Here is a 26,628-nt window from a genome sequence, read left to right on the forward strand (position 1 = left end):
CAGTGCTTCTTCCCCCCCAGGGCAACCGCATGAGTGCTCACTAATTAATCATGCCACTAAAACCCGCAGTTAGCACAGCTTCCAGATAGCTGGCTTTCATCCAAGCCCGTTTTTGCTTGGCGGGTATGCTGCCTTTTGATGACTCTGCCCGCAACATGTTTAGCGCTAAATGGCGTAGCATCGACCAGTTTTCGGCACCGTGATTCTGGTGTATCTGGCAGTCGTCTTCACCCATGCTGACATCCAGTACCCAATGCAAGCTGTTCTCTACAGCCCAGTGAGAACGTACTGCTTCGGCTAGTTGCTTCTCACTTAATGGTGCGGAGCTGATATGGTAGCGATATGTCAGTTCAGGTGCTTTGCCTTGTTGTTGGCGGAAGCTCATGCTCATGCCAAGCGTCTTTAACTCAGGCCATTGCGGGAACGCTTTGCTCACGTCATCAGCACTTAACACATGGTATGTCCGGGCTTCTATGCGACCCCGCTTTTGCTCGAAGGTTAAGCCACCAAGTGGTGCTTCCCGTGTCTCAGTAAACGCATCCTCGACTGCTTTACAGAGCTTGCCCTGATTGCTTTTGAGTGTGAACAGGTAATCACCACCTTGCTCGACTATTTGCTCTGCGATGCTGGTCTGGCAGCCCATAGCATCAATTGATACCAAGGTGTCCTGAACATCAAGTAACTGAATAAGCTCAGGGATCGCTGTAATTTCGTTCGACTTCTCTGAGGTTTTAACCTGACCTAAAACGACTTTATTGGTGCAGGCAAACGCGTTGACCATGTGTATCGTTGATTGGCGGTCACCGCGCTGGTAGGAGCTTCGCAGCGTTTTACCGTCAATCGCAATCAATTGTCCTTCGGTGCTTTCATGTACAGCCTGCATCCAGTTGATAAAGCAAACTCTAAACTGCTCTGGGTCGATACGCGAAATGGTACGGGCAATAGTGTCATCAACGGGGACGCCATCGCGCAAGTAACCATGTTGTTGGAACCAGCCAATATGACCGTCGGCATAGTCCCGGATATCGCTCCACCCTTCGGCTCCAGCGACGACACCACACAAGGTGATAAACAAAATATCCTCAAGTGGATAGGTCACTTTTGCTGATTGACGCGTGTCAGATAATTCCCCAAAGTGGGTGGTGAAGGCTTCGATATACATGGTTTTACTCCCCAAAAAGAGAGTATAAGATCACGACTAAACCGGATCGTCAAACTGATCGTTTAGTTTCCGCCAACTGGTCAATAAATATTCACGATCTCACCCTGCTTCCCCCCCCCGAATTATGCTGCTGATATAACAATGAGTAATGACGAGATCTATTGATTAATTGCTCATGTGTTCCTGAATCAATTAGCTCTCCGTTAGACATCACGAAGATTTGGTCTACCTGACTAACTAAACCCAGGTTGTGTGTCACCATAATAATGGTTTTATCTTCAGCTAGCGTATTAAGTGTTTTAAAAATTCTTTGTTCACTTGCGGCATCCAAAGCAGAAGTAGGTTCATCGAAAATTAGAATCGGCGCTTTACTTAATATTGCTCTGGCAATTGCAACTCTTTGCTTTTGTCCCCCTGACAGCAAGCAGCCATTTTCACCAACAGGTGTATCAATATTGTTTGGCTGTTTTTGTATAAAATCCCAAAGAGAAGCCTGCTTCACTGCTCTAAAAAGATCATCTTTGTTGACTTGCTCTGTGCAGCCATAACAAATATTTTCAGCGATTGTTCCGTCTATCAATTGGACGTTTTGTGAAACAAGTGCAAACATTTTTCGATAACTTTTTAGCGTAAAGTCATTTATGGGTTGACCATCAATCAGAATACTGGGGTTATTTTCTGTATGTAAACGCAATAGAAGTGAAACTAATGTTGATTTTCCACTGCCGGATTGACCAACAATTGCAACAAAAGTGTTTTTGCGAATGCTTAGAGATACATTCCGCAAGGTCGGAGTTTTGCTATTTACATAATTGAAACTTAAATGCTCAAATGAAATCCCCTGCTTAAGCGATTTGATAACCTTGGCACCTGAGTCCACTTCTGGGTTTTCATCAAGCAACTGAAATAAGCTCTCTGCAGCAGCAATGCCCCGCTGTAATAGTAAATTAACCTTAGATAGCTGTTTTAATGGGCGTAGTAAAGAGCCCATCGCGACAAGTATGGTAGTAAAAGTCCCAGGGGTTAGAGTATTTAGCACTCCGGGGATGCTAGATGACAGTAAAACAAAAACAATAGCAAGTGAGGCAATAAGCTGAATAACTGGATTACTGAATGCTTCTGCGCTTGCCAACTTCATCATTTGGCGTCTGTTACTATTGTTAATATTATCAAAACGCTCCGCTTCAATTCCTAAAGTCCCCAAACACAAAACTTGTTGATGATTGTTAATTGCCTGTTCACAACGTATTGTCATTTCCCCCATAGCTGTCTGAACACTTTTACTGACTACTTTAAAGCGCCCGCTAACTTGATGAATGACCCAAGCGATAACAGGCCCAATAATCAAAAAAATCAGAGATAGTTGCCAACTGGTATAAAACATTACAGCCAATAAGATGCATACAATTAAGGACTCTCTTATTAAAATAACTAATGTCTCAGAAGTCGCCTTGGCTAATTGCTCAGCGTCATAGGTGATCTTTGAAATAAGTTTGCCTTTTGGATGTTGACTAAAATAGCTCAAGGGTAGACTCATCAAATGAACAAAGGCTTGATTGCGAATTTTATAAGTTACGCTATTGCTTACATACGCCATACTGTAATTTGCGAGAAAGCTTGCAGCCCCTCGTAAAAGAAATATTGCAAAAATTAATGCCGCACCAACTTGCAACACATTACTATCAGTTTTAGCTAAACCGTCATCAATCAGTGGCTTTATGAAATAAATCATACCCGCATCAACAGCGCTAAAAACTAACAAACTAGAAGCTATAATGAGTAAATGTTGTTTGTGTGGTACTAAGTATGCCAATAAGCGGAGCAAACTCCCGTCGCTTGTTGACGTTAATAGCTTCAACATTTTGCTTTTCGCCATCGATTATATGACCAGTACCATTGGTCTGGATGTTCAGTAATAATATCTTCAAATCGATGATAGACTTTCTGCATGATATTCTGTAAAGCTATTGGGGATTTTTCGACTGGTTGCATTGAAATAGTTTCAATACAAACACGGTACCTATTTGACCTTTCTGCAACAGCATACGCCAATAGAACGGGAGTTCGACCAATAGCCGATAACATAGCGACACCTGTCGGCGCACCTGTCATTTGATTAAAAAACTCGACCTGAGTATCGTTTGAAAAATGGTCACTATGCAAGCTCACAACTTTATTACTACGAATAGCACCAAGTAACTGAATAAAACTCTTACCATTCTTTTTGTTAAAATAGCGTATGCCATGCTTTGTATAGACTTCGTCTGCACATAGTAAAAACTCTGGTATATTGGATAGAGTGGTAGAGCGATCAGTAAGATTTTGAAGCGCAAAAGGCACCATTTCATAGCAATTCATATGCATCGTTGCGACGCTAAGGGGCTCACCTGATAACAACAACATCTTTGCGTCATCATCAATATCAAAGTGGGTTTCAATTTCATCTAACCAAAACGACTCAAAAACACCATACACTATATTTTGATATGAACTAACTGCTAACGCTCTAGCCTCTTTATTACTAAGGTTAGAAAATGCGCGCTTTATATTTGCTATAGCTCTTGTACGAGTTTTAGAAGAAGTAGCTAAAATTAATGTCGCCAGCTTTTCCGTCAGCCACCGCCGCTGGTGGAGCTCTAACTTCTTAATGCCTTTGATGATAAGAGTGATAAGACTATTGATAGCCCTGTGCTTGAAACTAGGTTTCATTAAGCTGCAGCTCTACTCTGGATAATTAAGTTCTCTAATTGACCTAATGAAGAAAAACTATCTGCTGATAACTCAGCGTTATCGATATCAAATGAAAATATTCTTTCAAACTCTATGAGCAACAACATAACAGCCATAGAATCAAACTCGGGAATTGCGCCAAATAATGGCGTATTAGCTTTGAATTGGCTTGTTTCAATTTCTAGAACATTTGATAAAATTTGCTTTAACTCTTCCCTTACCGACATATCTATCCCAACTAAATTGCAAGTACCTTAATAATTGGACGCATTGTATACAAGATAAGGTTAATAAACGGTTAATCAGATTGAAGTGACATAAGAAAATTAAGAATAAGCTGAAAGGCTAAGCTCACATTCAGTGAGTACGGCCATTGTTAACTCTTCTGAGTACGCACCTTTAGTACATCGCCGGAGCAAATAAGGAGCGTGTGCTTGCGGTTAGCTGAGCATAAATACATCAATAAAATAGCGAGCAATAAGCTTCTTGCTATTTCATTACTCAGTAGTCATACGATGATAAACTCACTATTTTAATAGATGGATGACGTCGATTTTTTTAAGATTTATAGTAGTTCTATGTTTACGCCGTTGGCCAAGAACTACTCTATTCGGTTAAGTTTACGCCCAGGGTGAGATCGTGAATATTTATTGACCAGTTGGCGGAAACTAAACGATCAGTTTGACGATCCGGTTTAGTCGTGATCTTATACTCTCTTTTTGGGGAGTAAAACCATGTATATCGAAGCCTTCACCACCCACTTTGGGGAATTATCTGACACGCGTCAATCAGCAAAAGTGACCTATCCACTTGAGGATATTTTGTTTATCACCTTGTGTGGTGTCGTCGCTGGAGCCGAAGGGTGGAGCGATATCCGGGACTATGCCGACGGTCATATTGGCTGGTTCCAACAACATGGTTACTTGCGCGATGGCGTCCCCGTTGATGACACTATTGCCCGTACCATTTCGCGTATCGACCCAGAGCAGTTTAGAGTTTGCTTTATCAACTGGATGCAGGCTGTACATGAAAGCACCGAAGGACAATTGATTGCGATTGACGGTAAAACGCTGCGAAGCTCCTACCAGCGCGGTGACCGCCAATCAACGATACACATGGTCAACGCGTTTGCCTGCACCAATAAAGTCGTTTTAGGTCAGGTTAAAACCTCAGAGAAGTCGAACGAAATTACAGCGATCCCTGAGCTTATTCAGTTACTTGATGTTCAGGACACCTTGGTATCAATTGATGCTATGGGCTGCCAGACCAGCATCGCAGAGCAAATAGTCGAGCAAGGTGGTGATTACCTGTTCACACTCAAAAGCAATCAGGGCAAGCTCTGTAAAGCAGTCGAGGATGCGTTTACTGAGACACGGGAAGCACCACTTGGTGGCTTAACCTTCGAGCAAAAGCGGGGTCGCATAGAAGCCCGGACATACCATGTGTTAAGTGCTGATGACGTGAGCAAAGCGTTCCCGCAATGGCCTGAGTTAAAGACGCTTGGCATGAGCATGAGCTTCCGCCAACAACAAGGCAAAGCACCTGAACTGACATATCGCTACCATATCAGCTCCGCACCATTAAGTGAGAAGCAACTAGCCGAAGCAGTACGTTCTCACTGGGCTGTAGAGAACAGCTTGCATTGGGTACTGGATGTCAGCATGGGTGAAGACGACTGCCAGATACACCAGAATCACGGTGCCGAAAACTGGTCGATGCTACGCCATTTAGCGCTAAACATGTTGCGGGCAGAGTCATCAAAAGGCAGCATACCCGCCAAGCAAAAACGGGCTTGGATGAAAGCCAGCTATCTGGAAGCTGTGCTAACTGCGGGTTTTAGTGGCATGATTAATTAGTGAGCACTCATGCGGTTGCCCTGAGTTTACGCCCGCTTACATTTCCCCATCGCTTTAACTTCAAAATGACTCCATTAGACACAAACTATAAACGCGAAAATGGTTCGCTGCGCAGACGAAGCCGGAAACCAGTTTAAAGGCATATAATTTTAATCTCGTAATAGTTGAATAACCTGCGACAAGTTGTTCGTTTAACGAAAGACGGTTTGCTAATAGCCCTTGCCATTTTTTAAAGAAATTTCGCTACCCAAAAAGTTAGTCAGATGTTCATTCAACGTTTACCGCTATTGCTGTTAATGCTGTCATTACCTAATATAAAAAATAATACTTAACTCTCCCGAAACTTCAAATACCGCTTCTTTTGCAAAAGCTATCGATATTCCCTAGACACTACAGTTAGCAAGAGAAAGCAAAGTAGCTTTATTTAACTTAAAAATGCGATTTCCTGGCCCCTTATTTCAAAGCTCTTAAAGTTGATAGAAGTAAGGCTTTAATCAACATACACATTATTTAAAATCCTATAGTTACTACATAAAACAATATTCAGAAGACCGTTGGAGCTTATTATTTACCGCACAACGATTGAATTATTGTAAACTTAATATATCTCTTCACTACTTCAATTTGAGACATTCATTTCATCTTTAAATCATTGACTTAAGCATTTCCTCGAAAACCTTGATGACCTGCTTTTTATTTGTTTGTGGATTAAGTGCATTACGCAACTTAAGCCCATCAAAGACCAGAGATATATAGTTGGCTATAGTATTCGAATGACTAGCTGAATGGCCATAAGCGATACATATCTCTTCAATTTTGCTTCGAAATGCCGTATCTGCCGCCTGAAAGATTTTCATGATTGAGGGGTTTCTCATAGCCTCTGAATAAAGCTCGACTTCAAGCGCGTCGGGAAAAGAACTAACCTCTGATCTTGCAGCCTCTATAAGTAGAGCAATCGAATTCTTTGACTCACTTAAAATTCTTACAAACTCATATACTTCAAGAACACTTTGTTGAGCTACAGCTTCGATTATTTCGTCTTTTGAAGCAAAATAACCGTATATCGCACCTGCGCTCAAATTAGCTGCTTCCGTGATGTCAGAAATACCAGTTTGATGAAATCCGCGATTGCGAAAGCAATGCGATGCCGCATCGACAATCATTGCTTTCTTTTTGGCTCGTCTTTCGTGATTTATTGTTCTCACTGTTTTTTCCTAAAATATTGGCGTTATTGCCTAAATTGAACTTTGCTGCATTTACCTGATCAGATCGTCATATTTCATGGTGGCGAATGATGATTGGCAAGGCGAAAAATAAGATACCTAATTGGTCGGCGTACAACAAGGCGCTGGTCAATCGTGGATCGATAACGTTCTGGATAGATGATAAAGCCATTAATGGTTGGCATTGCGAAACGCATCACGGCGGTCGGGGTCGAGGGTTTCATTTTTCCGATACGGCGATTGAAACGGCCCTAACAATAAAAGCGGTATTGAGTTTGCCGTTGCGCGCGACCGAGGGATTCTTAAATTCGGTTTTTATGTTAATGGATGTGCCTTGCCGTTCACCGGGCTATAGCTGTTTGGGCAAGCGAGCTAAGACAGTGGAAGTGAGTTATAAAAGGCGCTCCCGTGGCCCCATCGCGCATATGGTGGTTGATGCCACAGGCTTAAAAATTTATGACGAAGGCGAATGGCACGCCCATAAACATGGAAGAGAGAAACGACGTCGCTGGCGCAGACTTCATCTCGCCGTAGACAGCGACACGCACGAAGTCATTGCTGCCCAAATGAGTTTGGAAAATGTCGGCGACAATCAGGTATTGCCAACATTATAGAACCCGCCTCGATGAAAGATAGGCCTACTCAGCGCTGACGGCGCTGACGCTAGCAGAGTGGAAACAGGAAAGTGGTTACCATCAACGCTCGCTTTCAGAAACCGCGATGTATCGTTACAAAACCTTAGTCAGTAACCGATTGAGCCTACGATGTCATGATGCTCAGGTCGCAGAAATGTTAATTGGGGTTAAGATAATGAATAAGGTCATTGGGCTTGGTATGCCTGTTCGTCAGGAAACTGATTACTTGGCTGGAGCGCCTGACACCAAAGGGACAGAAGCAATTATTTGATCAACAACGCCTAAAATATTGACTTAATGAACATTGCGCAGTATTAATAATATGAACGATCATATTATTAATACTGTAATTGCCACGATGAAATCACCAACAGCTCAAAACATGCTTAAAACATTCAGAGCATTGATAATACTAAGCTTGCTCGCGTCCAACTGTACGTTTTCAAATAATCTTAACAAACAATATGTTAAACGTTATGAAATTTATTCCGAAAATGATCATATCGGTTTCGCGAATATTAGTTTGACACAATTGTCCTCCGAAAAGATTGCTTTTGAGCAAAGCTATGATTTAAAAACCGAGTCATGGTTGGAGGATTCAAGAGTGTCATCAATCGTAAATGAGGTTTTTTCGAGCGATTTGAGGTTGTTACACGCAAATGAAAAAAAACAGATCAATGGCGTAATTTATCTGAAAAAGCTGGAGCTATTGGGACAAGAGTACTTCACATTCTGCTCTGAAGCAAAAACTGCAGAGGAGAAAGGAAGCGATGAAGTTGAGCAGATTATCGGTGACCTTTCAGTACTTATGATTCCCGGTTTAGGCGAGGCATTCTCCCTGGGGTCCACGTTCTTTGCGAGTGTTCAAGAATGTCAGAGCCCTGCTCTTCAAACAATTAGTAAATTTGACACAACGTTGATGCACCTGCCTATTTGGTTAAAACAACAAAACGGTGTACCTAGTCAGGTAACAATCTATGATATCGAAGCGCAGAGACCAATAAATTACAAGATCACTAAATTACCTCAATCGGAAAATTTTGATAGTGACAGTGAAGAACTTTTAAAAATTCAATTATCAACTGAGAATCGTCCACCGCTACAAGTATTTATTGATGAGAAGAGTGAAGAATTTCCTTTTCTCGTTCAAGTTTCCGGCGAGGACGATGATGGCTCTTTCATGATTTCTCTCTCTTCAACAAAACGGAATTAACGATGGTTTCAAAGTTGATGCTCTTCTTAATAGCAGTTGTAGTTTCGCTTTCAAGTAAAGCTGAAAAAGTATGGATCGATACTGGACATTCTAAGTTGGCTGGTCATTATATTCCAACTCAGAGCGACTTAAAATCAAAGGGAGTTGCTATCTTTGTCCATGGAGACGGCCCATTGAACTTTGACGCTGAAGGGTATTATCGCCCTATTTGGGAGCTTTTTTTGGACAACGGTTATGCAATATTAAGCTGGGATAAGCCTGGTGTTGGAAATAGCGAGGGAGACTGGCAATTCCAATCAATGAAAGACCGGCAAGTAAATGTTGAATCCGCAATCTCATTATTGCGACATCAATATGGTTTTACTATCGATCAAATCGGGATCATCGGTTTTAGTCAAGCAGGTTGGGTAATCCCGCAAGTAGCCAATAAACATAAGCGACTTCGATTTATTATCGGAGTTGGGATTGCACTGAATTGGAAGGAGCAAAGTTGGTATCTGACTCGTACACAGCTTGAACAGGAAAAAGCTTCGATAAGTAAAATTAGAAGGTCTTATCAAAACCACATCAGCGAGTTTAAATTACTTGAAGAAAAACCAAGTTACGAGCGTTATTTGCGTGAAACTTCTCAAAAATCCGAAGTAGTAAGTGAAAAAAGATATCATTTTTTGCTAAGGAATTATAAATCTGATTCGAGGCAGCCACTCTCTGTTTTATCTCAGCCTACACTGGTTCTTTTGGGTCAAAAAGACAGGAACACTGATGTTGCAAAAACGTACAGACATCTAAAAAAGGTCTTAAATCCCGCTCGAAAGCAAGAAGTATTTTTGCTTAAAGATGCAACGCATGGATTGCTCAAATATCCTGAATTTGATGGAGAAATTAACTTTTTATTTTGGCTAAGGTTGATTTTGTTAGAGGATGAGGCATTTGCGGACGGATTTTTAGACACCATAGAGCGCTTTATCAATACTTTGTAGGCCAAATTCTAAATTTTACCGCGACCTCTGTACAACGAGTGTCACCCTTGATTTCTAAACGAAGTTGGAAAATTACGCATACAAATTTAGAAAATGTTTCCTCTTATGTCTGGAGGTTAAAGGGAAAAACTAGCGCAAAAATGTAAAGCTAACGTTACTTTGGAATATCTAACTATCAAAAATTTGTGGAACATCACTCCGATAGTAGATTCGACATACTGCTTTACATTTATCAATTAGAAACAATTTTCTAATTAAGAACAAAAGCGTTGTCTCCCATGAGGGATATTGGTGTCGATATAGCATTTCTATTTCACTTCGGGATAGGCATACACGCTTGAAGTCGGAGAAATCTTGGAACGCCATTGGCTCTGGTAGAATAGAGTGAATCGTTGCTCTACCAGAAAGGGTTTCACCGGTGTGGGATACGAATTACGCCCTGTACGTTTAAAGTGAACTACCAGCCGCCCAATATGGTTCTCGCCTATGGCAGTAAGCTCAGTGTCATTGTAATGACATTTTCCGTCACTGCTCGACGATGAAATGCCTTCTGATAAATAAACACCGGCAAATAGCCACTCGCAAACCCCGGGTAATTTGATAAGCGAAACAATATATTTACGGCCAAAATTGCGCTTAGTTTGAGCTTGCTGCCATTGCTCAAATCGCCCATCGAAAAACGTTTCTAATGGGTTTTCAATTCCGTTCCATAAGGCTAAGTGTAAGCGATCAATATAGACCGTTAGGCGTTTAATTCAGATCGTTGACAGGCTTTATCAACCCAGCGTCCACCTTGTACTGCCGCTGTCCATCTTCAGATGCCACGATAATGGTTTTACGATTAAGTTTCTGGGCAATCCCGAAGATTAGTCCATCAGGCCCTTCGATAGTCACTTTCATACCGGGTCGAATACGCGCGATGGCTTCTCGCTCTTGTTGGGCGCGTATTTGGTCAATGCGTTGACAGACCATGTCGTTGAGCTGGTAGAGCTGTTCCAGAGTGAGGTCGTTGATATTCATGAGCGTGTTTGATTTCGGTGTTGTTGTACATCGGATGCGAGTGGCGTATCGGCAAACTTATCTTTCCACACTCTGGGGGTGAGGTCTAGAACGTCTTTGGCCGGATGCAATGCCACACGCTGCAATACATCCACGAGGTAGTGGTAGGGATTCACGCCTTGTAGGCGGCAAGTCACCATCAGGCTTTGTAATATGCCCAGTTGTTCAGCCCCGAGTTCAGACCAACAGAACAAATAGTTTTTTCTGCCCATGGGGATTACCCGCAGTGCCCGCTCCAGATGATTGGTGTCCAGAGGTAACGCCGGGTTACTCAGGAACACCTTGAGTTGGCTTTCCCGCTCATGCGCACAATGGAGCGCCCTGGCGAAGGGAGATTTGGGCAGTAAATCGGTGCGCTGCCGCTGTTGATAGACCCACCGGACGAAGCCAGTCACGAGGGGCTCATTGTGTTGTTGCCGGTAGAGTGTGGCGATAATATCCAGGGCCTGTTGCGCGCTGTGAGGCTCACTGTCGAGGGCTTTTTCGAAGCCTCTGCGCATGTGTACCCAACAGGCAGCGTGCACAATCTGTTGTTCGTGTTGGTTTAACTGCTCAACGGTTTTGGTATAAGCGGTATAACCATCGGTAAGCAAGGTACCGGTAAAGTCCTGTAACTGGGCTTTGGCATGCAACATGCCCTGGCTGTGACTCTAGGTAAAGGCCACTTCATCATTGTCACCGTATAGGCGCCAAAAGTAGGTTTGTTTCATGTGGCCGGGTTGTCGGCCAGCATCCGCTTACTACCTTTATGACCGGATTGCGCACCGCGCTTGCGGCCCGTCGGCTTTTTGGCTGGCGCAGATGGAGTTACGTTCGGACCATTAGAAGATGGCGGGCGCGATGAATTGCGACTGTTCTGATTCAGTCGGTCTTCGAGGTCATTAAGCCTATCCCACAATGCACCAATGAGCTCATTGGCATCATCGAGATTAGTGGCGACGGGTGGCTTTGTTGGCTGCTTGTTTCGTGGCATGAAACCACGCTGACAGACTGGCGGGATCAATCAATAGGATCCCCGAGATCGTTAAAAATAAATATTTTTAACTGTCAATAGGGTCCTGGTGAACGGTTACGCTGAAAACTACCGCATACTACTCAGCGTAAATAACTTATTTGAAGAGGAGTATTACACGTCTGCCGACTTGTTCGACTCTGTAGTGGTTAAGCCTTCTGAGGGCCGAACGGGCTCAGTCATGTTTAGCTATTCTTTCTAGCGAAAACATCGACCACCGCTTTCGATTATCAGTGGTGGTCGTTTTTACTTTCTTGCGTTCGCGGTGAACGCTAACCGAAAGCGGAAAATTCGCAATACTGCCGCAGCTATATCGAAAAAAAGCATGCCTGCGACTTAGTGTATTCGCCGCCCCTATAACAATCTATTTACAACCTAAAGTCGAAAAACCATACAAAGTACGGCATCGTAGTCTATTAAAATGAGATGAAAGGTGACGCCATGACAACCGTAACCAGTACGCAGATATGGGTGAAACAAGACAAAATAGACTCCACCCAAGTAGTAGACAAAACCATGTCTACCAATGACTTAGCTGAAGATGAGGTTTTGCTTAAAACTGACAGTTTTGGTTTTTCAGCCAATAATATTACTTATGCCGCGCTGGGCTTTACCATGGGCTACTGGGGGTTTTTCCCCGCTGATGAAGGTTACGGCATTGTACCTGTATGGGGATTTGCCACTGTGGTGGCATCAAACCACGCTGACATTAAAGCAGGTGAAAAAGTGTTTGGTTACCTGCCTATGGCAAGCCACTGGGTAATCAAAGCCGGAAAGGTCGCCCCCCATGGTTTTTCTGATATTCACGAAAATCGTAAAAGTATTAGCCCGGTGTACGACCAATATCTGCGCTGCGCCGTTGACCCTGGATATGATGAAAGCCGTGAAGCTTGGCAGCTAAATTTCCGTCCGTTATATATGACCTCGTTTGTGCTGGATGATTTTGTTGATGAATTTAGCAAAGGTGAGTCATTATTGCTCTCTAGTGCATCTAGCAAAACTGCATTGGGCACCGCTCAACTGCTTAAAGATCAAAAAGTTCACAGACATGCTAATTATCAAGTCATTGGGTTAACCTCTGCGTCAAATGTAGACATGGTAAAAGCGTCAGGTTGCTACGACCACGTATTTAGCTACGACGATGTAGAAACACTGTCTAAAGATCAGCAATACTGGTTGCTCGATTTTGCTGCTAACGGTGCTTTGATCACATCACTTGGCGACGCCCTTGGTGATAAACTTTCCAAAGTAACCCTTATTGGTGCCACCGATTGGAAAGCCGAGCAAAAACCCAATAAGAAAGCCTTAGATGCTGAAATATTTTTTGCGCCTGCACGAGTTAAGCAACGTCAGCAGGAATGGGGGCACGAGGCATTTTTAGCAAAATACGCAAAGGCCTGGAAGGGGTTTGCAGGAAAAGTTCAAGATACCTTTTTTGAGCAAGAACACACAGGCTCTCAGCAAATTGTTGCCTTATATTCCGACACCTTAAACGGCACCGCCGACACCAAAGCACTTAATGTCGTTCGCTTTGAGTAGTTGCTAACAGACACTATTTGTAACAAAGAGGGGAAGGCTTTCATGCATTCCTCTCTTTTGTATTTGGTGACGAGTCGTTATAGTGAAGAAAACTACTATTAAAGGCATGTCATGGGTCAGGAAACGTCTAAAATTCTCGTTGTCGATGACGATATGCGCCTTCGTAGCTTACTTGAACGCTATTTAGTGGAGCAAGGCTACCAGGTGCGAAGCGCTGGAAATGCAGAGCAAATGGACCGATTGCTTGAACGCGAGAACTTTCACCTTATGGTGTTAGATTTAATGCTTCCTGGCGAAGATGGCTTGTCTATTTGTCGTCGATTACGACAGATGGGCAACGAACTTCCTATCATCATGCTTACCGCAAAAGGCGATGAAGTAGACAGAATCATTGGCCTTGAGATGGGTGCCGATGACTACTTACCTAAGCCATTCAACCCCCGAGAGTTACTTGCACGTGCGAAGGCGGTATTACGTCGTCGCAATAGTGAAGCCCCAGGCGCGCCTTCTAAAGACGTTCAAGTTATCGAATTTGGCGAATACAAACTGAATTTGGCTACCCGAGAAATGACTGCGGGTACTACCCCTCTTACCCTCACAAGCGGCGAGTTTGCGGTATTGAAGTCTTTAGTTACCCACCCTAGAGAGCCATTATCACGAGATAAGCTTATGAATCTTGCTCGCGGGCGAGACTACAGCGCGCTTGAGCGTAGTATTGATGTTCAGGTATCTCGACTGCGTAGAATGCTAGAGAAAGACCCCGCTAACCCAAGGTATATTCAGACCGTTTGGGGTTTAGGCTATGTATTCGTGCCCGATGGTGAGCAGGCATAAATAACCATGGGAAAAATGGGTTGTTTAGATAGGCTGGTGAAGTAGTGCGTCTGGTTCCTCAAAGTGCATTTGGCCAAACCGTAATGCTGATTGGCGTACTTTTGCTTATTAACCAAGTCGTTTCTTACCTGTCTGTTACTTATTATTTTATTCAACCTAGTTACCAGCAAATCAACAGCCTACTTGCCACGCAAGTGAAATCGGTATTAGCAGAAGACTTGCTAGTCAGCAATAACGACAGCAGAGCCCGCTATTACGACAAAACCGACATTCAAATACTCGATGCCAGCAAAGCGAGAACCAAAGGTTTAGAAAGCGCGGTTTATTATGGGTTTATGTCATCGCAAGTAAGCAAACAAATTGAGCAACTTGCCGATGTTCGAATTAGTACGGTTTCGCAAAAAACCGACGCCAGCGCACCTTATACGGTCTGGATCTCGTTGTCTCGCTACCCCGACACCTGGATTGCTATTCCCATAACCGGCTTAAACGAAGCGAATATTTCACCGTTAACCATGTATTTGATGGTGATTGGGATTCTCAGCGTAGCAGGTGGGTGGCTATTTGTGCGGCGTATGACCATGCCACTGTCTTCTTTGCAAAAAGCCGCATTAGCGGTAGGTAAAGGTGAACACCCCGCGCCACTTAAAGAGCAAGGCAGCACGGAAATGATTCAAGTTACCCGCGCCTTCAACCGCATGAATCAAGGCATCAAGCAGCTAGAACATGATCGGACTTTGATGACGGCAGGTATATCTCACGATTTACGCACTCCGCTGACACGCATTCGTCTTGCGTCTGAAATGCTGCCTGAATCTCAAAACTGGATAAAAGATGGCATTGTTAACGATATTGAAGATATGAATGCGATTATCGATCAATTTATCGACTACGCCCGCTACGACACAGAAGAAATAAAAGAAAATACCGACCTAAACAGTCTTATTATCGAATTAGCGCAAGCGCGGCATATTGAAGAGAAGCATCATATCGCGTTGAAGCTTAATGATATTCCCTTACTTGATTTACGCCGCGTGGCCATGAAGCGGGTTATCGATAATATTATCGAGAACGCCTTTCGCTACGGCTCCGACAATATCGTGATCTCCACATTTTATAACCGTAATGAAAAACGGGTTTACTGTAAAATACGCGACTTTGGCCCTGGTATTCCCGCGGCAGAATTAGAGCATGTGTTTATGCCCTTTGCGCAAGGTGACAAAGCCCGAAGTACATCGGGCTCTGGCTTAGGTTTATCAATTATAAGACGTATTGTGGAAGCGCATGATGGTGGTGTGGAGCTACGCAATCACCCGCAGCAAGGTTTAATAGCAGAGTTCTATTTACCCCTTCATGAGTAACCGTGCTGTTTTACCATTCGGCTATACGCCCACGCAGCAACCCACAACATACATCCACCCATAGGTATTACCCAAAACGCAGTAGTAAGGGGGACATAGTTTGCCCATAACCCGGTAGAAAAAGAGGCCACTTGCACGCCGGTAGAGTTGCCAATAATACAAATGCCAGATAATACTGGGCCATTGTCACTATCAATATTCATGGCTGCTGACAACATAAGTGGAAATAACCCACCTAAGCCAAGCCCTAACAGTAAGTTACCTGCGCCCATACTGTACAGGTCAGTGGTAAGTTTAATGGCAAATACGCCGCACAACGACGCTGTAGCCAATATGACAATGAGCCGATGCACCGACATAAATCGCAGTAAGAAAGGAAAAACCAACCGACTTATAACCATACCTGCAGTAAAACACGCAAGTAGGTTTCGAGATTGTTCACCGGTAAACCCAATGCCGTTTTGCGCATAACTTACAAACCAATTTGCGTTACCAAACTCTACCGCGCCATAGCCAAAACTAAGCAGCGCCATAAATATAAAGATAGGTTGTTTAATTACCGCACCAAAATTGAGGGTTTTACGCTGCGCTTTTGGTTGGCCTCGGAGCAATTTGGCTTGAGAGTGCGCTGCCATAAAGGTATACGCCGACAGGGCTAGCGTAAATAGTGCAAGCACTTGAATTGGTCTACGCCAGTTTTCTTCTTGAAGATAAAGCAAGGTAACAAAAAACGAAGCAGCAAATGTGCCTAGGCTGAACATAAAGTCCATCAGCCCCATCATGGTAAAGCGCTTTTCTTCGTACAAGCGGGCAATTAAGGTGTGCCCAATAGTAAAAATTGAGGAACTCACTATGCCTATAACGACGGCCACCACTAATACCCATTGCCACCCGTGTAATGACGATATAAGCAACAATAAAACAGCGTTTATACCCAATAGCGATGCTAACAATGGCATGTAATCAAAGCGACTAACGTACTTACCGCCAACTACGGCTCCCACCATCATACCCAAAGAGAAAAGCGAGAAGAACAAACCACTTACCAGCTCTGACATACGCAGGTCGGCAGCAATATCTGGCAGTAAAATACCCCATAATATAAACAACATACCCAGTAAGAAAAAACCGGAAAATATAACAACAGTAATAGGACGACGGCTCATCCATGCTCCTTTACAAACAGGGTTCTAAACGAAATAGTGCAATATATTGGTGTAGCAGGGCATGATTTGTAGTTAAGAGACTTACTACAACGTTTTTTGATTTTTTGTTTGGAGCGTATTTTAACGTGAGAACGTTATCGACTACCAAGGACGCTACAGTACGCCTTTAGTATAACTCGCGCAAGATAGGAAACGAAAAAAGCCCGCGGCTAAGCGCGGGCAAAACATCAATCACGTTGAGTGTGATGAAGGTTGGGAAGGGAAGGGTTGCCTCCCCTAACATCTAACTGCGCCCTAAAAAAACGCAGCAAGAATTAGTTGCCAGGACCTGCCTTTACAATGGCGTCGCTAACATCGTATTTCTCAAAATTTTGCTTAAAGCTATTGACTAGATTCTGCGCATATTCTTCGTATTTTTCTGCATCATTCCAGGTTTGCTTAGGCACTAATAAATTATCGTTAACGCCTGATACTGCAACAGGCACATCAAGGTTTAAGCCTTCAATATGTTGGGTTTCAACATCGGCTAAATCACCCGATACAATGGCATCGATAATAGCGCGAGTAGTAGGAATGTCGAAACGCTGACCTGTACCATAAGGCCCGCCAGTCCAACCGGTATTCACCAAGTACACTTTGGCATTAAACGCTTTTACACGCTTAATCAGTAATTCGGCATACACGCCTGCTGGGCGTGGGAAGAAGGGTGCGCCAAAACAGGTAGAAAATGTTGATTCAATATCTGAGGTTGAACCAATTTCTGTCGAGCCCACTTTCGCGGTGTAGCCACTTAAGAAATGATAGGCTGCCGCTTCTTCACTTAGTACTGATACAGGCGGTAACACACCACTTACATCACAGGTTAAAAATACGACAGAGCGAGGCTCGCCGCCACGGTTTGCTTCAACCCGCTTTTCAATGTGGCTTAACGGATAAGCCGCCCGTGAATTTTGGGTTAGCGACGTATCTTTGTAATCTGGGGTGCGAGTATCGTCTAACACAACGTTTTCTAAAATAGTGCCAAACTTGATGGCGTCCCAAATAACCGGTTCGTTCTTTTGCGAAAGGTCGATACATTTTGCATAGCAGCCGCCCTCAATATTAAACACGCTGCCTTCGCCCCAACCGTGTTCATCATCGCCAATTAAAAAGCGTTTAGGATCGGCAGATAACGTGGTTTTACCTGTACCCGATAAACCAAAGAACAAAGTTACATCGCCTTGCTCGCCTACGTTGGCGGAGCAATGCATGGGTAATATGTCTTTCGCAGGAAGTAAGAAATTCTGAACCGAGAACATGGCTTTTTTCATTTCACCGGCGTATCTCATGCCGGCAATAAGCACACGTTTTTTAGCAAAATTAATGACTACCACGCCATCACTGTTGGTGCCGTCACGCTCTGGGTCACACACAAACCCAGGAACATTTAATACTTGCCACGGGCTTTCGTTATTGACGTTCCATTTGTCTGGCACGATAAAAAGATTACGCGCAAAAACGTGCTGCCACGCAGTTTGCGTTCTTACTTCTAAAGGAAGTGCATGCGCAGGATCTGAGCCCACTTGAAGGTGAGATAGAAAATGCTCTTGAGTAGTTAGGTAGGCCTCTACTTTGTTCCATAAGGCATCGAATTTAGTAGCATCAAATGGCTTATTAACCTTGCCCCAATCGATTTCATTCTCAGTGGAAGGCTCTTTTACGATAAACCTATCATTTGGTGAGCGACCCGTTCTTTCACCGGTTTCAACGACCAAAGCCCCGTTAGTGTCTAACACACCCTCGCCCCGCTTAATTGCGCGTTCGATTAATTCGGCGCTAGGCAAATCAACCAATGGAGAGATTTTTAAATCCGTTTTTAAAGACGCTGCTACACTCATAACCGTAACCCTTAATGTAATCTTTCAATAGCACTTTCAAAAAGTATCATTTAATTGAGTCTAAAGTAAATAAAGGCATAGCGTTATTTCTATAAAGAATACTGATTATTAATCTGGATCAACTTTCGAAAAAAACGTAATAAAATTACATTTTTTATTTTAAGGAGGGATACAAAACGGGATACGTGGTTTTTTATCAACTTCCCCTTACAACAAGTGCTGTAAAGGGAAATGAATTAAGAGGTTTTCTTATTTTAGGGGCGACTTAAGGGTAAGGAGTACCCCCTTATTGATTAGTATCAGGTGAGGGTGCATTACCACTGTGAATCGCCTCAATATCGATACTATCGAAACGATATTCTGCATGGCAATACTGACAATTCATCTTAATGTCGCCATCTTCTTTTACTATGGATAAAAGCTCAGCTTTATCGATGTTACGAAGCGCTTCTGCACTGCGTTCCTTGGAACATGTACACGCAAAGCTAACCGCTTTCGCTGGGTACACTTCCACTTCTTCTTGGTGGTACAAACGATAAAGAATGTCTTCTACCGACAACGAGAACATTTCTTTTTCCGTTAAGGTTTCGGTTAACGTAGCAATATGATCAAACCCTGTTGCTTGGGTTATGTCAGTCGCGCTAGCGTCTGTTGGCAATACTTGAAGCAGCATACCCGCCGCTCTGGCGTTGTTCTCATCTTGCAAGTCTGTCATTAGGTGCACGCGAGTGGCTAACTGTTCTGACTGGGCGAAGTATTCTTCTAAACACTCAGCTAATGTTGGTTTGTCTAGTGCCACAATACCTTGATAACGCTCGCCTTCATCAGGGGTAATGGTCATCACCAATACCGCTTCTGTAAGTAACTCATCAAACGCTTCTGGAAGCGTTTCAAGGCTTTCATCCCAGCGGGCAACACCACGAAACGTTTGTTCATGAGTGGCATTTATTACCGCGTAACTCACTGGCCCTTTACTTTGAATTTGCAGGGCAATTTCGCCTTTAAACTTAAGGGTAGCCGTCAGTAAAGATGTGGCCGCTGCCAACTGCCCCAACAGTCGCTGAATTTGTACGGGGTATTCATAGCTATGAACAATGTGCTTTAAGCTTTCATCTAAGCGAACCAATTCGCCACGAACATTTGCTTGGGTAAATAAAAATCGATGTAATTTGTCAAAATCACTCATAAACTTGTCCTGTTAGGCAGCATACTTTTTACTGCTGCTTAAATTTAATAATTTGTCTGCGCTGTTTTTTATCTGGCCGATGTTCCGGCTTAGGACTATGAAAAGCGTTCAATTTTCGTGCAACTTGGTTTTCTTCACGTTTTGTTACACTTGTCTCAGTTTCTTCATATAAGTCTTGAGCAAGTGCTGCACTAAGTCGTTTATCACTGAGTCCTCGAACAATAACGTCACGGTTATCCCAACCTGAGGGAACTTTTATCACTGCACCAAGCTCTACATTCTTGCCGGGCTTAGTGCGCTGTCCGTTGTAGTGAACTTTTCCTGACTGAACCATGTCTCTGGCAATGGCGCGGGTTTTGAAAAACCTTGCTGCCCATAGCCACTTGTCTAGCCTCACATTTTGTGATGTATTGTTCGTTTCCATAAGACCTTTGTAATAATTTCGTAACGGTGCGGCTTTAGTGTTGTGAGCCCCACCTCGACTAGGCTATGATGGGTCGGACAAAGCGCGGTTAACCAAATTTTCACTTTTATAATAAGCAGTACCATCAAGTGGCGACATGACATTCGATAAACTCAATCCACAGTCTCTGGTTGTTTTTGTAAACCAGAACCAAAAACAACTTCACACGTTAATTGTGGTGCTGCTGAGCCTATATTTAATAGCCTTTGCCGCCAAGCTAATATGGCGAATTATACCTGAACCTCAATTATCTGCGACTCCCGCAGTGAGTTTTGCGCCTATACCTTCTACGGCTTCAGGGCAAAGTGGGGTCAACATACGCAAAATACAACAATTAAATTTATTTGGTAATGCAGCAGCTGCGCCTGCAAAGGTAGAAGAAGCCCCTGTTACTGATGCGCCTGAAACGCGTCTTAACCTTACCCTTACCGGTGTGGTGGCAAGTTCGGATGAAGGTTCTAGCACTGCGGTTATCGAAAATCGCAATAGTCAAGCGGTGTATGGTCTGGGTGAAAAGATTGAAGGCACTAACGCCACCCTGAAGCAAGTTTTCCGAGACCGAGTTATTATTAAAAATGGGGTTAGAAACGAAACCTTGATGTTAGATGGCATTGATTACGACGAAGCGAACAAACGTCGCCAACAACAAGCTAAACGTCGTCCACAGCCTGTTCCAGATGAGCGAGACGAGCCCGATTCAAGACAGTTAAGTGAAGAAGCCATTGAAGCAACCGCTTCACTGCGAGATCGCCCAGCAAGCTTTACCGACTTCATCTCTATTTCTCCAAAAACGGAAGAAGGACAGCTAATCGGCTATCAAGTTAGCCCAGGTAAAGAACCCGCATTATTTAAGTCAGCAGGGCTTCAAGCCGGCGATGTTATTGCACAAATTAACGGATTGGATCTGACAGACATGCAGCAATCCCAAGAAGCACTATCTGAACTTCGCAATGCTCAGAATATTGAACTTACAATCATTCGTGATGGCAGTTTTACTACGCTCTATCTCGATTTACCTGAGCCATCAGCAGAATAAGAATTAAAGGAAGACAGAATGAAAAGGCGCACTAGCCAAAAATTGTTATCTCGCCTGAGCACAGCCCTGTGCACGGCCCTTCTTTGTTTCTCGGTAACCGCCGCTGAATATATGCCTAATTTTAAAGACACTGATATTAGTGAGTTCATTAATATTGTGGGCAAAAACTTAGAGCGGACCATTATTGTCGACCCCAATGTTCGCGGTAAAATCAGTGTTCGAAGCTACGATATGCTGACTGAAGATCAGTATTATCAATTCTTTTTAAACGTGCTTCAGGTTTACGACTTTGCTGTGGTTGAAATGCCGAGCGGTATTTTAAAAGTAGTACGCTCTAAAGATGCTAAAACATCAAACATTCCTGTAGTAGAAGGTTCAGCGAAAGACGGTGATGAAATGATCACCCGCGTCGTGCCTGTTTATAACGTACCGGTAAGAGAATTAGCGCCTATTCTACGTCAACTTAACGACCAAGCTGGCGGTGGTAATGTAGTAAGCCACGACCCTTCAAACGTAATGATGATTACTGGCCGCGCGGCTGTGGTGAACCGCTTAGTTGAAATTATTGAGCGTGTTGACCGTGCAGGTGATGAAGAAGTTGAGATTGTGAAGCTACGTTTCGCCTCAGCCTCTGAAATGGTGCGTATTATCGACAGCATTAACAAATCACAAGGTAAAGCTAATACCGGTGCTAAGTCAGACCCTCGAGTGGTAGCCGACGACCGTACTAACTCTGTGATTGTAAGCGGCGACATTAAAGCCCGCCAACGTTTAATTAATCTTATTGAGCGTATGGATCAGGAGTTAGAAACCAGCGGTAATACTCGCGTAATGTTTCTTAACTATGCCAAAGCCGACGATCTAGTAAAAGTACTACAAGGGGTTTCTGCCAGTATTCAAGCAGAAGAGAAAAGTGGCAGCACCAACAGCCGTGGTTCATCTAACCGTGACGTCAGCATTGATGCCCATGAAGATTCTAATGCGTTAGTAATCACTGCGGAACCTGACATGATGCGCTCACTAGAAGAAGTGGTCCGTCAGCTTGATATTCGCCGCGCACAGGTACAGGTTGAAGCCATTATTGTAGAAGTATTCGAAGGTGACGGCACTACCTTAGGTGTACAGTGGGTGTCTGAAAATGGCGGTGGTACTCAGTTTAGCAATGGTGTCATCCCAGTAGGATCGTTGGCGGTAGCGCTTAAAGAAGCGGAAGACGATACCGATACCGAAGCCTATGTAACTGATGAAGGTGCTGTTGTTAGAGTCACCACTACCGATGAAGGTGATTATACTTCTCTTGCTAGCTTGTTAGGCAGCGCGAATGGCTTAATTGCGGGTATTATTGATAACGGCTGGGGCGCGGTTGTGCAAGCAGTTAGTACCGACACTAACTCTAACGTATTGGCCACACCGCACCTTACGACCATGGACAACGAAGAAGCTTATTTCATTGTAGGGCAAGAAGTACCGATTATTACTGGTACTTCTACAGGCTCGAATAACTCGAACCCGTTCCAAACGGTCGATCGCCAAGAAGTAGGCATTAAGCTTAAAGTCACGCCTCAAATAAATGAAGGCGATGCAGTTCAGTTATTAATTGAACAAGAAGTATCTAGCGTCAGTGGTGCCACCTCGGTAGATATCTCTATTAATAAACGTGAAATTAAAACTACGGTTATTGTAGATGATGGCGGCACGATTGTATTAGGCGGCTTGATAGACGAAGACGTTCAAGAAAGCGTATCTAAAGTGCCTTTATTAGGCGATATTCCTATTATTGGTAACTTGTTTAAGTCGACGTCTACCAGCAAACGTAAACGTAACCTAATGGTGTTTTTAAAGCCAACTATCGTTCGTGATGGCGCAACCATGAACTCTATTAGCCATCGTAAGTACAACTACATTCGTGCCTTACAGCTTAAACGCCAGCAAGATGGTATTTCACTAATGCCAAACGCTGAAAGCCCTAGTATGCCTAATTGGGATGATGAACTTTCCTTGCCGCCTTCATTTGAAGAATACCTGACTGAGAAAGACAACCTTGATGAAGGTAACGAGTAATATGGCAGGTCAAGACGAGCAACTCACCCTTGCGGTAGAGGCACAGGAAGAAGCGCTCGAAGCAATGGTTGATGAAGAAGGCTTACCAGAAGCCGTGGCTGGCCCTCGCCAGCTTTCGTTCAGCTTTGCTAAGCGTAACCAGGTATTGCTTGAAACCAATGTCACTCCTGCTGTGCTGTATTTTACGGAAAACACCCCTTTTGAAGTGTTTGCCGAAGTACGCCGCTTTTACGGCGAACCTTTTGTACCTAAAACTATTGCTGCTGATGAGTTCGAAAGCTTTCTAACCAGCGCATTCCAGCGTGATAGTTCTGCAGCAAAGCAGTTAATGGAAGACTTAGGTAACGAGAGCGATTTGTTTGCCCTTGCGGAAGATTTACCTGATACCGAAGATTTATTAGATAACGAAGACGACGCCCCTATCATCAAGCTGATTAATGCCATGTTAGGTGAAGCGATTAAAGAAGGCGCGTCGGATATTCACATTGAAACCTTTGAAAACCAGTTAGTGGTTCGGTTTCGTGTAGATGGTGTATTACGAGAGATTTTACGCCCCAATCGTAAGCTCTCTTCCATGCTGGTTTCTCGTATTAAGGTAATGGCGAAACTTGATATTGCTGAAAAACGGGTACCGCAAGATGGCCGTATTACCCTACGCATTGCAGGCCGCGCAGTAGATGTACGTGTGTCTACTATGCCGTCTAGCCATGGTGAGCGTGTGGTGCTGCGTTTATTAGATAAAAACAACGCACGGTTAAACCTAAAAGACTTAGGCATGACCCAGCAAAACCGCGACCATTTTTCTTCATTAATTAGAAAGCCTCACGGTATTATTTTGGTTACCGGCCCCACAGGCTCTGGTAAAAGTACCACCTTGTATGCTGGTTTAAGTGAGATTAATTCACGCGACCGCAATATCTTAACCGTAGAAGATCCTATTGAATTCGACTTACCCGGTATTGGTCAAACACAGGTTAATCCCCGTGTAGATATGACCTTCGCCCGCGGCCTTCGAGCCATATTACGACAAGATCCCGACGTAGTGATGGTCGGGGAGATTCGAGATGTGGAAACGGCACAAATTGCGGTACAGGCCAGTTTAACCGGCCACCTAGTATTATCGACCCTTCACACCAATACCGCTGCTGGCGCTATCACCCGTTTAGAAGATATGGGTATTGAACCCTTTTTGCTTTCTTCAAGTTTACTGGCGGTATTATCGCAGCGCTTAGTGCGCACACTGTGTAAAGAGTGTAAAACCCCTCACACACCGGATCCGCAAGAGTGTGAAGCCCTTAATATTGATGCCGATAGCAACTTTACCATTTACCAACCTCACGGCTGCGCTGCCTGTAACCAAACCGGTTACCGAGGTCGTACGGGTATTCACGAGTTATTGCTGGTGAATGAGAAAGTGCGCGAAATGATGCATGAAGGCGTGGGTGAACAGGCCATTGAAAAATATATCAGGCACTCTACCCCCAGTATTCGGGATGACGGGTGTCGTAAGGTACTTGCAGGTGTTACCTCTTTAGAAGAAGTCCTGCGTGTAACCAAGGAGGATTAGTATGGCCGCCTTCGCTTATAAAGCGGTAAATAACCGTGGCCGTAACGCAAATGGTGTACTGGAAGGCGATAATGCTCGCCAAGTGCGCCAGCAATTGCGTGAAAAAGGGCTCATTCCTTTAGAAGTAGAACAAGTTACCGAGCGCGGAAAAAGTGACGGTAAAAGTGGTGGTTTCTCGTTTTTTAAACCGAGAATTTCAGCCTCAGATCTGGCCCTGTTAACCCGTCAAATGGCCACCTTGGTAGAATCTGCCTTACCGGTAGAAGAAGCCTTACTGGCGGTTGCCGAGCAGTGTGAAAAGCCCCGTCAAAAGAACATGATGATGGCTGTTCGAAGCAAAGTGGTTGAAGGTCATGGTTTAGCCGATGCCTTGTCTGAATTTCCTAGTGTATTTGACGACTTATACCGCGCCATGGTGGCGGCAGGTGAAAAATCCGGTCACTTAGATACGGTACTTAATCGCCTTGCCGACTACACCGAACGACGCCAGCAAACTCGCAGTCAAATTACCCAAGCACTTATTTACCCATCGCTCATGCTGTTTTTCGCTTTCGGCATTGTGATGTTATTGCTGACGGTGGTTGTGCCTAAAATAGTGGGTCAATTCGACCATATGGGGCAAGACCTTCCAGGTATTACCCAAGTACTTATTTCGGTGAGTACTTGGCTACAAAATTACGGCCTTATCTTGCTGGTAGTAGTGGCTATTCTGGCGGTAATTATTCAGCGTGTGCTTCAGCAGAAAAAGATGAAGCTAAGGTTTCACAAAGTTATTTTGAAACTTCCGCTTATTGGCAAAGTGTCCCGCGGGCTTAATACCGCTCGCTTTGCACGTACCTTAAGTATATTAAGTGCCAGCGCCGTGCCTTTACTTGAATCTATGCGCATTTCTGGCGATGTACTTGAAAACCAGCATATAAAGAATCAGGTAGCCGATGCTGCCATTAATGTAAAAGAAGGGAGCAGCTTGCGCGCTGCGCTCGACAATACAAAAATTTTCCCGCCAATGATGATGCACATGATTGCATCGGGTGAAAAGTCTGGCGAATTACAGCAAATGCTTGGTCGCGCCGCCGATAACCAAGATAGGGAATTTGAAGCCCTTGTTGGTGTCTCACTAAAAGTATTTGAACCTCTACTTATCGTGTCGATGGCTGGCATAGTGCTGTTTATCGTAATGGCAATTTTGCAGCCTATTTTGGCCTTAAACAATATGGTGAATATCTGATGAAAACCTTAAAACGTAGTTCTGGATTTAGTTTGATTGAAGTAATGGTGGTGCTACTTATCATCGGCATTATGGCATCGATGGTAGCGCCGCAAATTTTGGGTAACCAAGAAGTGGCACAACTTAAAAAAGCCGCCGTTGATATCCAGCAAATGGAAAGCGCGCTTGAAATGTATAAGCTTCGAAACAATAAGTTCCCAACGACTGAGCAAGGGCTAGAAGCGTTAGTAACCGCACCAACCCTTGATCCCATTCCAAGAAACTACCCAGAAGGCGGTTTCATTAAGCGTTTGCCAGAAGATCCTTGGGGCAATCCTTATGCGTTAATTAGCCCAGGAGAATTAGGCGTAGTAGACATTTTTTCAAATGGCCCAGACGGTGAACCAGGTACCGATGACGATATTGGTAACTGGAACATTAACGAATACTTAAACTAAGTT

22 protein-coding genes and 3 pseudogenes are annotated in these 26,628 nt (G+C 43.9%); 13 read left to right on the forward strand and 12 right to left on the reverse strand.

Annotation, left to right across the window (positions count from 1 at the left end; translation table 11 throughout):
* Positions 1 to 40 precede the first annotated feature (40 nt).
* The 4 genes from AMBT_RS20825 to AMBT_RS20840 form a co-directional block, all read right to left on the reverse strand.
* Positions 41 to 1,162 (reverse strand): ISAs1 family transposase, encoded by a 1,122-nt coding sequence (locus AMBT_RS20825; RefSeq protein ID WP_013782999.1) that lies wholly within the window; start codon positions 1,160 to 1,162, stop codon positions 41 to 43.
* 91 nt (positions 1,163 to 1,253) lie between these two features.
* Entirely contained in the window at positions 1,254 to 3,023 is a 1,770-nt protein-coding gene (locus tag AMBT_RS20830; protein ID WP_013786645.1) for an ABC transporter transmembrane domain-containing protein, read from the reverse strand.
* Positions 3,017 to 3,871, reverse strand: coding sequence for a lysophospholipid acyltransferase family protein (locus AMBT_RS20835; protein WP_013786646.1), 855 nt, complete (start codon positions 3,869 to 3,871; stop codon positions 3,017 to 3,019). The genes AMBT_RS20830 and AMBT_RS20835 overlap by 7 nt, the downstream gene beginning before the upstream one ends.
* Positions 3,871 to 4,119, reverse strand: coding sequence for an acyl carrier protein (locus AMBT_RS20840; RefSeq protein ID WP_013786647.1), 249 nt, complete (start codon positions 4,117 to 4,119; stop codon positions 3,871 to 3,873). The genes AMBT_RS20835 and AMBT_RS20840 overlap by 1 nt, the downstream gene beginning before the upstream one ends.
* A gap of 507 nt (positions 4,120 to 4,626) precedes the next feature.
* On the opposite strand from AMBT_RS20840, the gene AMBT_RS20845 reads away from it, so the two are divergent.
* Positions 4,627 to 5,748 carry an ISAs1 family transposase gene (locus AMBT_RS20845; RefSeq protein ID WP_013782999.1) on the forward strand — a complete coding sequence of 374 codons (1,122 nt, stop codon included), beginning with the start codon at positions 4,627 to 4,629 and terminating at the stop codon, positions 5,746 to 5,748.
* Between the two features lie 644 nt (positions 5,749 to 6,392).
* On the opposite strand, the gene AMBT_RS22055 is transcribed toward AMBT_RS20845, so the two are convergent.
* Entirely contained in the window at positions 6,393 to 6,953 is a 561-nt protein-coding gene (locus tag AMBT_RS22055; protein WP_013786648.1) for a TetR/AcrR family transcriptional regulator, read from the reverse strand.
* Between the two features lie 92 nt (positions 6,954 to 7,045).
* On the opposite strand from AMBT_RS22055, the pseudogene AMBT_RS20855 reads away from it, so the two are divergent.
* The 3 genes and pseudogenes from AMBT_RS20855 (at position 7,046) to AMBT_RS20865 (ending at position 9,799) form a co-directional block, all read left to right on the forward strand.
* Positions 7,046 to 7,877: pseudogene (locus AMBT_RS20855) on the forward strand (IS5 family transposase).
* 51 nt (positions 7,878 to 7,928) lie between these two features.
* Entirely contained in the window at positions 7,929 to 8,819 is an 891-nt protein-coding gene (locus tag AMBT_RS20860) for a hypothetical protein (protein WP_013786651.1), read from the forward strand.
* Positions 8,820 to 8,821: 2 nt separating this feature from the next.
* Entirely contained in the window at positions 8,822 to 9,799 is a 978-nt protein-coding gene (locus AMBT_RS20865; protein ID WP_013786652.1) for an alpha/beta hydrolase family protein, read from the forward strand.
* A gap of 750 nt (positions 9,800 to 10,549) precedes the next feature.
* Here AMBT_RS20865 and AMBT_RS20875 read toward each other — a convergent pair.
* From AMBT_RS20875 to AMBT_RS20885, 3 genes and pseudogenes are all read right to left on the reverse strand, one after another.
* Entirely contained in the window at positions 10,550 to 10,819 is a 270-nt protein-coding gene (locus tag AMBT_RS20875) for a hypothetical protein (protein WP_013786654.1), read from the reverse strand.
* Positions 10,816 to 11,589, reverse strand: a pseudogene (locus AMBT_RS20880) (IS66 family transposase); the annotation flags it as partial. The pseudogene AMBT_RS20880 and the gene AMBT_RS20875, both read right to left, overlap by 4 nt.
* Positions 11,580 to 11,831 (reverse strand): annotated as a pseudogene (locus tag AMBT_RS20885) (DUF6444 domain-containing protein); the annotation flags it as partial. The pseudogenes AMBT_RS20885 and AMBT_RS20880, both read right to left, overlap by 10 nt.
* Positions 11,832 to 11,919: 88 nt before the next feature.
* On the opposite strand from AMBT_RS20885, the gene AMBT_RS22660 reads away from it, so the two are divergent.
* The 4 genes from AMBT_RS22660 (at position 11,920) to envZ (ending at position 15,604) form a co-directional block, all read left to right on the forward strand.
* On the forward strand, positions 11,920 to 12,072 hold the full coding sequence (locus tag AMBT_RS22660) for a hypothetical protein (protein WP_013786657.1): 153 nt from the start codon (positions 11,920 to 11,922) through the stop codon (positions 12,070 to 12,072).
* 239 nt (positions 12,073 to 12,311) lie between these two features.
* Entirely contained in the window at positions 12,312 to 13,409 is a 1,098-nt protein-coding gene (locus AMBT_RS20890; RefSeq protein WP_013786658.1) for a DUF2855 family protein, read from the forward strand.
* Positions 13,410 to 13,520: 111 nt separating this feature from the next.
* Entirely contained in the window at positions 13,521 to 14,243 is a 723-nt protein-coding gene (ompR, locus tag AMBT_RS20895; RefSeq protein ID WP_013786659.1) for an osmolarity response regulator transcription factor OmpR, read from the forward strand.
* 44 nt (positions 14,244 to 14,287) lie between these two features.
* Entirely contained in the window at positions 14,288 to 15,604 is a 1,317-nt protein-coding gene (envZ, locus tag AMBT_RS20900) for a two-component system sensor histidine kinase EnvZ (RefSeq protein ID WP_013786660.1), read from the forward strand.
* Here envZ and AMBT_RS20905 read toward each other — a convergent pair.
* The 4 genes from AMBT_RS20905 to hslR form a co-directional block, all read right to left on the reverse strand.
* Entirely contained in the window at positions 15,595 to 16,770 is a 1,176-nt protein-coding gene (locus AMBT_RS20905) for an MFS transporter (RefSeq protein WP_013786661.1), read from the reverse strand. The genes envZ and AMBT_RS20905 overlap by 10 nt on opposite strands.
* A gap of 314 nt (positions 16,771 to 17,084) precedes the next feature.
* The gene (locus AMBT_RS20910; RefSeq protein WP_013786662.1) at positions 17,085 to 18,647 is read right to left on the reverse strand and encodes a phosphoenolpyruvate carboxykinase; all 1,563 of its coding nucleotides are present in this window, start codon (positions 18,645 to 18,647) and stop codon (positions 17,085 to 17,087) included.
* A 286-nt stretch (positions 18,648 to 18,933) separates the two neighbouring features.
* Positions 18,934 to 19,833 (reverse strand): Hsp33 family molecular chaperone HslO, encoded by a 900-nt coding sequence (gene hslO, locus AMBT_RS20915; RefSeq protein ID WP_013786663.1) that lies wholly within the window; start codon positions 19,831 to 19,833, stop codon positions 18,934 to 18,936.
* A 28-nt stretch (positions 19,834 to 19,861) separates the two neighbouring features.
* Positions 19,862 to 20,257 carry a ribosome-associated heat shock protein Hsp15 gene (hslR, locus tag AMBT_RS20920; RefSeq protein ID WP_013786664.1) on the reverse strand — a complete coding sequence of 132 codons (396 nt, stop codon included), beginning with the start codon at positions 20,255 to 20,257 and terminating at the stop codon, positions 19,862 to 19,864.
* 136 nt (positions 20,258 to 20,393) lie between these two features.
* Here hslR and gspC point away from each other — a divergent pair, with 136 nt between their 5' ends.
* From gspC to gspG, 5 genes are read left to right on the forward strand one after another with little or no spacing between them, the layout of a single operon-like run.
* Positions 20,394 to 21,332: a type II secretion system protein GspC gene (gene gspC, locus AMBT_RS20925; protein ID WP_013786665.1), complete on the forward strand. Its 939-nt coding sequence runs from the start codon at positions 20,394 to 20,396 to the stop codon at positions 21,330 to 21,332.
* Positions 21,333 to 21,350: 18 nt separating this feature from the next.
* Positions 21,351 to 23,393, forward strand: a complete 2,043-nt coding sequence (gene gspD, locus AMBT_RS20930; RefSeq protein ID WP_013786666.1) for a type II secretion system secretin GspD — start codon at positions 21,351 to 21,353, stop codon at positions 23,391 to 23,393.
* Position 23,394: 1 nt separating this feature from the next.
* Positions 23,395 to 24,960 (forward strand): type II secretion system ATPase GspE, encoded by a 1,566-nt coding sequence (gspE, locus tag AMBT_RS20935; protein ID WP_013786667.1) that lies wholly within the window; start codon positions 23,395 to 23,397, stop codon positions 24,958 to 24,960.
* A 1-nt stretch (position 24,961) separates the two neighbouring features.
* Positions 24,962 to 26,188, forward strand: a complete 1,227-nt coding sequence (gene gspF, locus AMBT_RS20940; protein WP_013786668.1) for a type II secretion system inner membrane protein GspF — start codon at positions 24,962 to 24,964, stop codon at positions 26,186 to 26,188.
* Positions 26,188 to 26,625, forward strand: a complete 438-nt coding sequence (gene gspG / locus AMBT_RS20945; RefSeq protein WP_013786669.1) for a type II secretion system major pseudopilin GspG — start codon at positions 26,188 to 26,190, stop codon at positions 26,623 to 26,625. Before gspF ends, gspG begins: the two co-directional genes overlap by 1 nt.
* Positions 26,626 to 26,628 lie beyond the last annotated feature (3 nt).

Origin of the sequence: Alteromonas naphthalenivorans (assembly GCF_000213655.1) — a bacterium.
Lineage (GTDB): Bacteria > Pseudomonadota > Gammaproteobacteria > Enterobacterales > Alteromonadaceae > Alteromonas > Alteromonas naphthalenivorans.

What these genes read in the sequence shown, in the direction of transcription:
- gspG (WP_013786669.1), top strand. Translation starts at nt 26,188, where the DNA reads ATGAAAACCTTAAAACGTAGTTCTGGATTTAGTTTGATTGAAGTAATG.
- hslO (WP_013786663.1), bottom strand. Translation starts at nt 19,833, where the DNA reads ATGAGTGATTTTGACAAATTACATCGATTTTTATTTACCCAAGCAAAT.
- AMBT_RS20890 (WP_013786658.1), top strand. Translation starts at nt 12,312, where the DNA reads ATGACAACCGTAACCAGTACGCAGATATGGGTGAAACAAGACAAAATA.
- AMBT_RS20910 (WP_013786662.1), bottom strand. Translation starts at nt 18,647, where the DNA reads ATGAGTGTAGCAGCGTCTTTAAAAACGGATTTAAAAATCTCTCCATTG.
- AMBT_RS20830 (WP_013786645.1), bottom strand. Translation starts at nt 3,023, where the DNA reads ATGTTGAAGCTATTAACGTCAACAAGCGACGGGAGTTTGCTCCGCTTA.
- AMBT_RS20840 (WP_013786647.1), bottom strand. Translation starts at nt 4,119, where the DNA reads ATGTCGGTAAGGGAAGAGTTAAAGCAAATTTTATCAAATGTTCTAGAA.
- AMBT_RS20835 (WP_013786646.1), bottom strand. Translation starts at nt 3,871, where the DNA reads ATGAAACCTAGTTTCAAGCACAGGGCTATCAATAGTCTTATCACTCTT.
- hslR (WP_013786664.1), bottom strand. Translation starts at nt 20,257, where the DNA reads ATGGAAACGAACAATACATCACAAAATGTGAGGCTAGACAAGTGGCTA.
- gspE (WP_013786667.1), top strand. Translation starts at nt 23,395, where the DNA reads ATGGCAGGTCAAGACGAGCAACTCACCCTTGCGGTAGAGGCACAGGAA.
- AMBT_RS20905 (WP_013786661.1), bottom strand. Translation starts at nt 16,770, where the DNA reads ATGAGCCGTCGTCCTATTACTGTTGTTATATTTTCCGGTTTTTTCTTA.
- ompR (WP_013786659.1), top strand. Translation starts at nt 13,521, where the DNA reads ATGGGTCAGGAAACGTCTAAAATTCTCGTTGTCGATGACGATATGCGC.
- gspD (WP_013786666.1), top strand. Translation starts at nt 21,351, where the DNA reads ATGAAAAGGCGCACTAGCCAAAAATTGTTATCTCGCCTGAGCACAGCC.
- gspF (WP_013786668.1), top strand. Translation starts at nt 24,962, where the DNA reads ATGGCCGCCTTCGCTTATAAAGCGGTAAATAACCGTGGCCGTAACGCA.
- gspC (WP_013786665.1), top strand. Translation starts at nt 20,394, where the DNA reads ATGACATTCGATAAACTCAATCCACAGTCTCTGGTTGTTTTTGTAAAC.
- AMBT_RS20845 (WP_013782999.1), top strand. Translation starts at nt 4,627, where the DNA reads ATGTATATCGAAGCCTTCACCACCCACTTTGGGGAATTATCTGACACG.
- AMBT_RS20860 (WP_013786651.1), top strand. Translation starts at nt 7,929, where the DNA reads ATGAACGATCATATTATTAATACTGTAATTGCCACGATGAAATCACCA.
- AMBT_RS20825 (WP_013782999.1), bottom strand. Translation starts at nt 1,162, where the DNA reads ATGTATATCGAAGCCTTCACCACCCACTTTGGGGAATTATCTGACACG.
- AMBT_RS20865 (WP_013786652.1), top strand. Translation starts at nt 8,822, where the DNA reads ATGGTTTCAAAGTTGATGCTCTTCTTAATAGCAGTTGTAGTTTCGCTT.
- AMBT_RS20875 (WP_013786654.1), bottom strand. Translation starts at nt 10,819, where the DNA reads ATGAATATCAACGACCTCACTCTGGAACAGCTCTACCAGCTCAACGAC.